At 62.2% G+C, this 9,384-nt stretch carries 8 protein-coding genes and 1 riboswitch; of the genes, 2 read left to right on the forward strand and 6 right to left on the reverse strand.

Going from position 1 to position 9,384, the window contains the following annotated elements; all coding sequences use genetic code 11:
* Nucleotides 1-13: 13 nt before the first annotated feature.
* From uca to KGA97_RS15490, 6 genes are all read right to left on the reverse strand, one after another.
* Nucleotides 14-3,643, reverse strand: a complete 3,630-nt coding sequence (gene uca, locus KGA97_RS15465) for an urea carboxylase (protein WP_223481033.1) — start codon at nt 3,641-3,643, stop codon at nt 14-16.
* A gap of 287 nt (nt 3,644-3,930) precedes the next feature.
* Nucleotides 3,931-4,572 carry an urea amidolyase associated protein UAAP2 gene (locus KGA97_RS15470; RefSeq protein WP_017336948.1) on the reverse strand — a complete coding sequence of 214 codons (642 nt, stop codon included), beginning with the start codon at nt 4,570-4,572 and terminating at the stop codon, nt 3,931-3,933.
* An 11-nt stretch (nt 4,573-4,583) separates the two neighbouring features.
* Nucleotides 4,584-5,309: an urea amidolyase associated protein UAAP1 gene (locus KGA97_RS15475; protein WP_008036212.1), complete on the reverse strand. Its 726-nt coding sequence runs from the start codon at nt 5,307-5,309 to the stop codon at nt 4,584-4,586.
* Between the two features lie 13 nt (nt 5,310-5,322).
* Entirely contained in the window at nt 5,323-6,111 is a 789-nt protein-coding gene (locus tag KGA97_RS15480) for an ABC transporter ATP-binding protein (RefSeq protein ID WP_223416110.1), read from the reverse strand.
* Nucleotides 6,108-6,923 carry an ABC transporter permease gene (locus KGA97_RS15485; protein ID WP_008025776.1) on the reverse strand — a complete coding sequence of 272 codons (816 nt, stop codon included), beginning with the start codon at nt 6,921-6,923 and terminating at the stop codon, nt 6,108-6,110. The genes KGA97_RS15480 and KGA97_RS15485 overlap by 4 nt, the downstream gene beginning before the upstream one ends.
* Nucleotides 6,924-6,938: 15 nt before the next feature.
* On the reverse strand, nt 6,939-8,006 hold the full coding sequence (locus tag KGA97_RS15490) for a putative urea ABC transporter substrate-binding protein (protein WP_008025779.1): 1,068 nt from the start codon (nt 8,004-8,006) through the stop codon (nt 6,939-6,941).
* A gap of 61 nt (nt 8,007-8,067) precedes the next feature.
* Nucleotides 8,068-8,168, reverse strand: a riboswitch (guanidine-I (ykkC/yxkD leader).
* A 277-nt stretch (nt 8,169-8,445) separates the two neighbouring features.
* Here KGA97_RS15490 and KGA97_RS15495 point away from each other — a divergent pair.
* Together KGA97_RS15495 and KGA97_RS15500 are read left to right on the forward strand one after the other, a co-directional pair.
* On the forward strand, nt 8,446-8,688 hold the full coding sequence (locus KGA97_RS15495) for a hypothetical protein (protein WP_008025780.1): 243 nt from the start codon (nt 8,446-8,448) through the stop codon (nt 8,686-8,688).
* Between the two features lie 167 nt (nt 8,689-8,855).
* On the forward strand, nt 8,856-9,323 hold the full coding sequence (locus KGA97_RS15500; protein ID WP_223481034.1) for a hypothetical protein: 468 nt from the start codon (nt 8,856-8,858) through the stop codon (nt 9,321-9,323).
* Nucleotides 9,324-9,384: the final 61 nt, after the last annotated feature.

Consider the following 9,384-nt stretch of genomic DNA (forward strand, 5'->3'; position numbering starts at 1 on the left):
TTGCAAAATGGGTTCAGTCGAGTTCCAGCACCACGACGCGCTGTCCGGCGCGCACGGCCGAACCCGGTTGCACGCGGATTTCGCGCACCACGCCGGCCATCGGTGCCAGCAGCGGGATTTCCATCTTCATCGACTCCAGAATCACCAGCACATCGCCGGCAGCGACGCGGCTGCCGGTCTCCACCTGGACCTGCCAGAGGTTGCCGGCGATGTGGCTGTCGACGCTCATTTCGCCACTGGCCAACGGTGCGTCTTCGGTCGTTTCCGGGGCCGCTTCCTCACTGTCGAAGTGGGCCTGGCCGCTGGCGATCCAGCGCTCGCGCTCGGCGTTGAACGCGCCTTTCTGTTGATCCCGAAAAGCTGCAATGCTCGAGGACTCTTTGGTCAGGAACTCCTGGTAATCCGCGAGGTTCAACTGGCTGTGTTCGATGTTCAAATCGAAGCGCCCGAGGGGGAAATCCCGACGGATGCGCAGCAGTTCATCGGCGCTCACCGGGTAGAAGCGGATCTGGTCGAAGAAGCGCAGCAGCCACGGTTTGCCATCGAACGCGGCGACTTCGCGGTAGCGGTTCCACATCTGCAACGTGCGACCGACGAACTGATAACCGCCGGGGCCTTCCATGCCGTACACGCACATGTACGCGCCGCCGATGCCCACCGAGTTTTCCGCAGTCCAGGTGCGGGCCGGGTTGTACTTGGTGGTCACCAGGCGATGGCGCGGGTCGAGCGGGGTGGCGACCGGCGCGCCGAGGTAGACGTCGCCCAGCCCCATCACCAGATAGCTGGCGTCGAACACCGTGCGCTGTACTTCATCGAGGTTCGGCAGGTCGTTGATGCGGCGGATGAACTCCAGATTGCTCGGGCACCACGGTGCGTCCTTGCGCACGGTGGTCATGTATTTCTCGATCGCCAATTGGCAGGCCGGGTCGTCCCAGGACAGCGGCAGATGGACGATGCGCGAGGGCACTTGCAGATCCTTGGCGGCGCACACCGCGTCCCATTCACCGGCGACGATACCGAGCAGATCGGCCAACGGCAGTTGCTCGGGTTGGTAGTGCACTTGCAGCGAACGGATGCCGGGTGTGAGGTCGATCACGCCGTGCAGGTGTTTGCTTTCCAGGGCTTGCATGAGGGCGTGGGCGCGGAAGCGCAGGACGAGGTCCAGTTCTGGTGCGCCGATCTCAAGCAACAGGTGCGTATCCCCCGACAGTCGCGCAACCAACCGCGTATCGTCCTGACCCAAATCCAAAACCACAGGCGATACAACCCCCTGTAGGAGCCGGCTTGCTGGCGATGAAGTTGACGCGGTGTCTGTTAGGGCCCCATCGCCAGCAAGCCGGCTCCTACAAGGGGTATTCCATTTCAGGGCGAGGGTGCGGGCGGTTTTGATATCGACTGGCTGGAACTGCACTTTGTCCCCGGCCTTCAATTGCCCCAACTGCCAAAGGTCCGCCTCGATCACCGTCACCGGGCACACAAACCCGCCGAGGCTCGGGCCGTCCGGCCCCAGAATCACCGGCATGTCCCCGGTGAAATCCACGGCGCCAATCGCATACGGATTGTCGTGGATATTCGACGGGTGCAGCCCCGCCTCACCGCCGTCAGCCCGCACCCATTCCGGCTTCGGCCCGATCAGGCGCACGCCGGTGCGGCTGGAGTTGAAATGCACTTCCCACTGAGTCTCGAAAAACGTGCCGATGTAGTTTTCGGTGAAATATTCCGGTGCGCCATGCGGGCCGTAGATCACCCGGATCTGCCGCACGGCAGGCAGCTCAGCGATTGCAGGCAGTTGCTCGCCGACGCTGTGATCGGTCAACGCCGGCACATGCAACACATCGCCGGCCCGTAATGCGCGACCACCATGGCCGCCAAACTGTCCGAGGGTGAAGGTGCTTTTGCTGCCCAGATAGTCGGGCACCTGCAGCCCGCCGCGCACACACAGATAGCTGCGGGCGCCTGCGCCGCCAATCGTGCCGAGACTCAACGTAGTGCCTGCCGGAACCAGCAGCGCCGTGTTCATCGCCACGGTTTCGCCGTTCAACGTCAGCGGAATCACTGCTCCGGTGACCGCCACCACCGCGTCGCAATTGAAGCGCAGCAATGGCCCGCTCATGGTGATTTCCAGCGCGGCGGCGCCTTCGTCGTTACCCAGCAAAAGGTTGCCCAATCGCAATGCGCGACTGTCCATCGGCCCTGACGGCGGCACGCCCACGGCCCAATAACCGAGTCGCCCCGGATAGTCTTGAACGCTGGTCTGCGTACCGGCGCTGAGCACTTCAAAAGTGTTGGCCTGATACACCAGGCCTTCGAGGCAACGGGTCCACGGTTGGCCGCTGGTGAACGGCGCATCGAGCAAAATCTGTCGCAGGTAATCGCGGTTGGTTTCCACGCCGTAGAGCTGGCTGTCGCCCAGTGCTTGATGCAAATTCGCACGCGCTTGTTCGCGGGTCGGCGCCCAGCAGATGACCTTGGCGATCATCGGGTCGAAGTACGGCGGTATCTCGCAACCGGCCTCGACCCAGGTGTCGATGCGCAACTGTTTGCCGTCGGCGACGGGGAAATTTACAGCGGTCAGTAAACCTGGGCTCGGCTGAAAATCACGACCCGGATCTTCGGCATACAGCCGCGCCTGAATCGCATGGCCCTCGGCTTTCAAGCCTTGGCTCAATACGCTCAGCGGCGGCAAATCACCCGCCGCCAGTTCCACCATCCAGCGCACCAGGTCCACGCCCCACACCTGTTCGGTGACGCCGTGCTCCACCTGCAAACGGGTGTTCACTTCCAGAAAGTAGAAGCGCTGGTCTGCGCTGTCGAACACAAATTCCACGGTGCCGGCGCTGCGGTAGTTCACCGCTTTTGCCAGTTTGATCGCCGCCGCGCACAGCTCATCGGCCATGCCGTCGGGCAGGTTCGGCGCCGGGGTTTCTTCGAGGACTTTCTGGTTGCGCCGTTGTACCGAACAGTCGCGCACGCCGAGGGCGATCACTTCACCGCGACCGTCGCCGAACACTTGAACTTCCAGGTGTCGGGCGCGTTGGATGTACTTCTCGATGAACACGCCGGCATCGCTGAAATTGTTTTGGCCGAGGCGTTTTACGGCTTCGAAGGATTCACTCAACTCGCCAGCGCTGCGGCACACGCGCATGCCGATGCCACCACCACCGGCAGTGCTTTTGAGCATCACCGGGTAGCCGACCTGATCGCCGGCGATCAATGCCGCGTCGAGGCTGTCGAGCAGCTCGGTGCCTTCGAGCATCGGCACGCCGTGTTGCTTGGCCAGGGCGCGCGCGGTGTGTTTGAGGCCGAACACGCGCAACTGTTCTGGCGTCGGGCCAATGAACGCGATATCGGCCGCTTCGCAGGCTTCGGCGAACGCGGCGTTTTCCGAGAGGAAACCGTAGCCAGGATGGATCGCCGTGGCGCCAGTGGCTTTGGCGATGGCGAGGATTTTATCCACCGCCAGATAGGTACCGGCGGCCGCGCCTTCACCGAGGCTGTGGGCTTCATCGGCATGCAGGATGTGCAGGCTCGCGGCATCGGCTTCGGAATAAACGGCGACGCCTTTGACGTGCAGTTCACGCAAGGTGCGCAGGACGCGGCAGGCAATGGCGCCACGGTTGGCAATCAGGACTTTTTCGAACATGGCATAACCCCTGGAGGGGATGCGGGCCGTCCCGCAGTTTTTCGTTGGGCGCCGGGGTCGTCCCCGGCGGAAAAAACCAATTCACTTCAAACCACCACCGGACCCTTGTGGGAGCGAGACCGGCTTGCCGGCGATTGCGGTGTATCAGACACATCAATGCCCACTGGCACACCGCAATCGCGAGCAGGCTCGCTCCCACAGGGTTTAGTGGTGGTCTGGAGATTTCAGGCACTGCCCGGAACGGGCCTGGCACAGGGCAAACAACCAGCGACGCAGACGGTTCAGTTTCAGTTCCATACCAGCAGCTCCGCAGGCGTAGGGTTGTAGGCATTGCACGGATTATTCAGTTGCGGACAATTGGAAATCAGCACGATCACGTCCATCTCCGCCCGCAAATCCACGTACTTGCCCGGCGCCGAAATACCGTCCTCAAACGTCAGCCCGCCATCCGCCGTGACCGGCACGTTCATGAAGAAGTTGATGTTCGGCCCGATGTCGCCCTTGCCCAGTCGCCCGTCGTGGACGCAGGCGCGCAGGTAGTTGTCGCGGCAGCTGTGCATGTAGCGTTTTTCCAGGGCGTAGCGCACGGTGTTGCTCTCTTGCGCGCAGGCACCGCCGAGGGTGTCGTGGCGCCCGCAGGTGTCGGCGACGATGGTCAGCATCGGTTTGCCGAGGTTGGAATAGAGCACGCTGCCGGTGCTCAGGTAGACGCTGTTCTGCCGGCGCAAGGTGCGTTGCACGTCGTAGCGTTCTTTCGGGTTGGCGACGCTGTAGAACAACGTATCAACCGCCTGATTGCCTTCCAGGTCGAGGATGCGCAGGGTCTGGCCGGCCTTGACCTCCATCAGCCACGGTTCGCCGGCGGGAATGGTGGCGCGGTAGACCGCTGTTTCTGGATGCTTTTGAGCGGTAGCGATTGCGAGTGACATGGCAGCGATCCTCAGGCGAACAGGCGGTCGGTGTTGATGAAGCCGCGCTCGTTTTCCGGGCGCGAGGTGCGGCAGTGTTCGGCGACACTGGCGTCGGCGTTCATCCAGCTCAGCTTCAACGGTTTTGGTGCGTATTCCGGCGACGGGTCCATCGGATGTTGCAGGGCGGTGAGCACCACCAGCGTGTCCATCGGCGCGTACAACTCGATGTAGTCGCCGGCCTTGGAGTTGCCTTCGACGAAGTGGAAACGCCCGGCCTCATCTACGTTCACGCGGCTGAACAGGTTGAGGGTCATCAGCAGGTCCGACAGGCCCAAACCCCATTTGCCGAGTTCCACCAACAGGTTGTCGGTGCCGTTGCGGAAGAAGCCGTTGCGCAGTTCCTGATAGCGGCCTGCGCCGTACTTTTCCGCGACTTCTTCAGCGCACAGCACACCGCCGAGGCTGTCGCTCCAGCCGCAGGTGTCGGCGGTGATTGCCGCCAGCACGCGGCCCATGTCCGAGTACAAACAATGGCCCGTGGTGAGCTTGGCGGTGTGTTGGCATTTGAGGCTGTCGGGCAGGTTCAGGCGTTCGGTTTTTTCATTGGCATTGAGCAGCGTCAGGCTGACGTTGGCGCCACCGCGCAGGTCGGTCAGGCGCAGCAATTGGCCGCGTTTCAATACGAAGGAGCGATGGCCGCCACCGGGGAGCATTTCCTCGGCGAAGGGCGGGAACAGTTGGGTCGAATCAGTCATGTGAAAAATCCTCTTATGCGGTACGAAGCGTGCCCGCCAATTCAGTCGGCAGAGCATCGACGGCGGCACGCGTGGCGCGGCGGTCGCTGTTCAAAGGGATGTCGTAAGTGATGCGCGCGCCATAGGCGCCGGGGGCGTGCGGGTCGACGCGGACCTTGTCGAACACCAGCAGTCGCGTGCCGAGGCTGAAACCTTCGGACAGGTCGTGGGTGACCATGAACACCGTCAGTTGCGTCTCGCGCCACAGCTCCAGCAGCAAGGCGTGCATGTCTTTGCGGATGCCCGGATCGAGCGCGCCGAACGGTTCGTCGAGCAGCAACACCCGCGGTTTCATGATCAGCGCCTGGGCGATGGCCAACCGCTGTTGCATGCCACCGGACAGCTGCGCCGGGTACTTGTCCAGCGAGTGGCCGAGGCCGACCTTTTGCAGCAGCACCGAGGCCTGTTCGCGGGCGTCTTTTTTGGCGTTGCCGAACAACCGCCCAAGCAGCGGCGAACGCGGCAGTTCGAGGCCGAGGGCGACGTTGTCCAGCACCGTCAGGTGCGGGAACACCGAGTAGCGCTGGAACACCACGCCACGGCTCGAATCCGGTTCGCCGGCCAGCAGTTGACCGTCCAGCAGAATCTCGCCGCGACTGGCGCGTTCCTGGCCGAGCAACAGGCGCAGGAAGGTCGATTTGCCGCAGCCCGACGCGCCGACCAAGGTGCAGAACTCACCCTCGTTGACGTTCAGGTTCAAGCCTTCGAGAACCACCTGATCGGCGTATTGCTGCCAGACGTTTTTTACCGTGATGAAGCTCATGCGCGGGCTCCTTCATACCAAGGGAACGCACGTTGAGTCAGGCGCTTGAGGCCCCAATCCATCAGCCAGGCGAGCAGGGTGATCCACACCACGTACGGCAGGATTACGTCCATCGCCAGGTAACGGCGCACCAGGAAAATCCGGTAGCCGAGGCCGTCGGTGGAGGCGATGGCCTCGGCGGCGATCAGGAACAACCACGCCGACCCCAGCATCAGCCGCAACGAGATCAGCAGGCGCGGCAACAATTGCGGGAGCACCACGCGCAGCATCAGCGTCCAGGTCGAAGCGCCGAGGGTCTGGGCCTTGATCAGCAACTCGACCGGTATTTCCCGGGCGCGTTGTTCCAGATCCCGCGCCAGGCACGGGGTGATGCCGATGACGATCAGCATCACTTTCGATAACTCCCCCAGTCCAAAGACGATGAACAGAATCGGCAGGATCGCCAGCGGCGGCACCATCGACAGCACCGTCAGCAACGGCGACAACGGCGCGCCGAACAGCGGCAACGTTCCGGCGGCGATGCCGAGGCACAGCCCGGCCAACGCGCTGATGCCGAGGCCGATGGCCAGGCGCCGCAGGCTGGACGCGGTGTCTTGCCACAGCACGTATTCGCCGGTGCGGCTGTCGGCGGTGAACGCCAGGCGCTTTACCGCGTCGGTCATTTGCACGGCGCTCGGCAACAGCTTGTCGTTAGGGTTGTCCAGCAGCCGTTCGGCCGAGCCCATGAAGTAGGCGAACAGCACCAGGGCGAACGGCAGGATCACCAACAACAGGCGACTCGGGCGATCCGGGTGGCGATTGATCAGGCGCATGGCCAGGTCCTCTTGTTACAGCTTGGCGTCGGCAGCCATCTGCACGTAACTCGGATCGAAGCGAAGCTTGAGGTTGCTCTTGTCGCCGCTGGTCACGCCGTTGGCGAAGGCCATGCCGACTGCGCTGGTGTCCTTGGCGCCTTCACCGAGCAAGCCGTGCTGGAAGGAAAACTCCGCGACCTTGCGCATGGTTTCCGGCAGTTGCTTGCTGGTAGAGAACGCCAGGGCTTCTTGCGGTGTGGCGAACAATTTGGTGGTGTCGAGTTGCGCCTGGAAACCCGCGAGGTCAGTGCCCGAGGCCTTGGCCATGTGTTCGAGCGCAGCCTTGCTGGCGGCGTTTTTCGCGTTCATCAACTCGACCACTTCGAACCAGGCGCCGGTCAGTGCCTTGCCCAGAGCGGGGTTGTCTTTGAGGGTGGCGCTGTTGACCACCATCATGTCCATGATCTCGCCGGGGATCTGGCTGGAATTGAACACTTCGGTCACGCCCGGCTTGGCCTTGATGTCCGAGAGCATCGGGTTCCAGGTGGTGACGGCGTTGACCTGCTCCGTGTTGAAAGCGGCGGAGATGTCGGCGTCGGAGGTGTTGACCACTTTCAGGTCTTTCTCGGTGAGGTCCACCGAATCCAGGGCTCGGGCCAGCAGGTAATGGGACACCGACAGCTCGACCAGATTGACGTCCATGCCCTTGAGGTCGGCGACTTTCTTGCCGTCGCCCTTGAGCACGATGCCATCGTTGCCGTTGGAAAAGTCGCTGACGATCAGCGCGGTGCTGTCGACGCCGCCGGCGGCCGGAATGGTCAGCGCGTCCATGTTGGTCATGGTGCAGCCGTCGAACTGGCCGGCGGTGTATTGGTTGATGGATTCGACGTAGTCGTTGAGCTGCACCACATCAATCTTGATGCCGTACTTCTTCGCCCATTTGTCGACGATGCCTTGGCTGCCGGCGTATTCCCAGGGCATCCAGCCGGCGTAAATGGTCCAGCAGACGCTGAAGTGGTCTTTTGGCGCGGCCTGGGACGAGACGCTCACGATGGCTGCGAAGGCAGCGGCGAGGAGGGCGGGTAAACGAAGTCGGGACATGGTGGTTCTCCAGTTGATCAAGGGCGGGCAGGAGTCAACGCGGCACCGCGAACGGTGGCTTGTCTCCCGGGCTTTTGTCCCGCCGTGTAACCTCAACTGGAGGTCGCCAACTCTCGGACCAGTCACTCGCCTTAGCGAGCCGGAACCCTAGTCAGCCATTGCAAATTGTGGTGCCGCGAACCTGTGATGACTCCTGCACGGGTTTGCTAAAGCGAGAGCCGTGCCAAGTCGCCCGAAGCGCTCTGGGCCGGGGGATTGCCATTTTTCGGGAGGGCGCAAGGGCCGTTCGCTGCTTTGTGATGGTGCGCCCGTGCACTGAGATGCAGCGTGGCTGGCCGCTGATCCGAAGGTCAGGCGTCGTTCGGCACTCGCCGTCGCATTGCCAGTCAAAACAGGTGTCAGCCGGCTGTATCGGCTGCGGGTCTTTCAGGAGGCCGCCATGTTTCGTCGACTGTTACTGGGCGTTGTGCTCGGTGTCGGGTTGTCCGGCTGCTACTACTACGCCGGCACCTACGACGTGTATTCCACGCCTTATTACTACCCCGGCTATGCGCCGTATTCCTACTATTACGGCCCGCGTTATTACTATGGTCCGCGCTTTTACGGTGGTTATCGCTACTACTATTGGGGCGGGCATCACCCTCGTTATTACGGCGGTGGATACCATGGGCGGCACCATTAATCAGCGGGTGAATAGATGAAAAACCTTTCATCGGCTAGATGTTTCAACTTGTTTCAAGAGCGCACCGGATGTCGAAAACGATGTCTGATCTTTCGACAGTCAGCGAATAATTGACTGTCGCTCGCCAGCGTCGCTGGTGTGGCTCACTCGCGGTCCAGGAGGCCGCCATGCTCTGTCGAAAACAGCTCCGCCCAATTCTTCTGATGGCTGTATTAGGATTGTCACTTGGCGCGTGCGTGCCCTATGCCGATGGAGGAGGCAGCTACTACAGTTCCGAGGTTTACACGTCCCCCGCGCCGTACTACTCAGATGGCGGCGGTTACTACTCCAGTGGCGGTTACTACACCTCGCCGCGCCGGTATTACTCACCACCGGCCCGCTATTACCAGCCAACGCCGCGGTACTACCACCAGCCGCGGGTGTATCAACCGGCACCGCGTTATTACCAGCCTTCGCCACGAAGCGATTACCGGGCGCACCAGGGGCGCGGTTGGGACGGCAATGGCCGGGGCGGTTGGGATGGCCGTAACCGTGGCAATTGGAACAATGATTACCGTGGTGGCGGACGCAATCACGGTGGACGAGGTGACCACAACGGTCGCGGCGATCACTCTGGCCGAGGCAGCCACCGATAACATGAGTTGAATGCAATACCTGTGGGAGCGAGCCTGCTCGCGATGGCGGATTGTCAGTCAC

The organism is Pseudomonas sp. BF-B-15, from assembly GCF_019946675.1.
GTDB lineage: Bacteria > Pseudomonadota > Gammaproteobacteria > Pseudomonadales > Pseudomonadaceae > Aquipseudomonas > Aquipseudomonas migulae.

Bases quoted from the DNA above. Each gene is read 5' to 3' on its own strand.
- uca (WP_223481033.1), bottom strand. From the start codon at position 3,643: ATGTTCGAAAAAGTCCTGATTGCCAACCGTGGCGCCATTGCCTGCCGC.
- KGA97_RS15480 (WP_223416110.1), bottom strand. From the start codon at position 6,111: ATGAGCTTCATCACGGTAAAAAACGTCTGGCAGCAATACGCCGATCAG.
- KGA97_RS15475 (WP_008036212.1), bottom strand. From the start codon at position 5,309: ATGACTGATTCGACCCAACTGTTCCCGCCCTTCGCCGAGGAAATGCTC.
- KGA97_RS15495 (WP_008025780.1), top strand. From the start codon at position 8,446: ATGTTTCGTCGACTGTTACTGGGCGTTGTGCTCGGTGTCGGGTTGTCC.
- KGA97_RS15490 (WP_008025779.1), bottom strand. From the start codon at position 8,006: ATGTCCCGACTTCGTTTACCCGCCCTCCTCGCCGCTGCCTTCGCAGCC.
- KGA97_RS15470 (WP_017336948.1), bottom strand. From the start codon at position 4,572: ATGTCACTCGCAATCGCTACCGCTCAAAAGCATCCAGAAACAGCGGTC.
- KGA97_RS15485 (WP_008025776.1), bottom strand. From the start codon at position 6,923: ATGCGCCTGATCAATCGCCACCCGGATCGCCCGAGTCGCCTGTTGTTG.
- KGA97_RS15500 (WP_223481034.1), top strand. From the start codon at position 8,856: ATGCTCTGTCGAAAACAGCTCCGCCCAATTCTTCTGATGGCTGTATTA.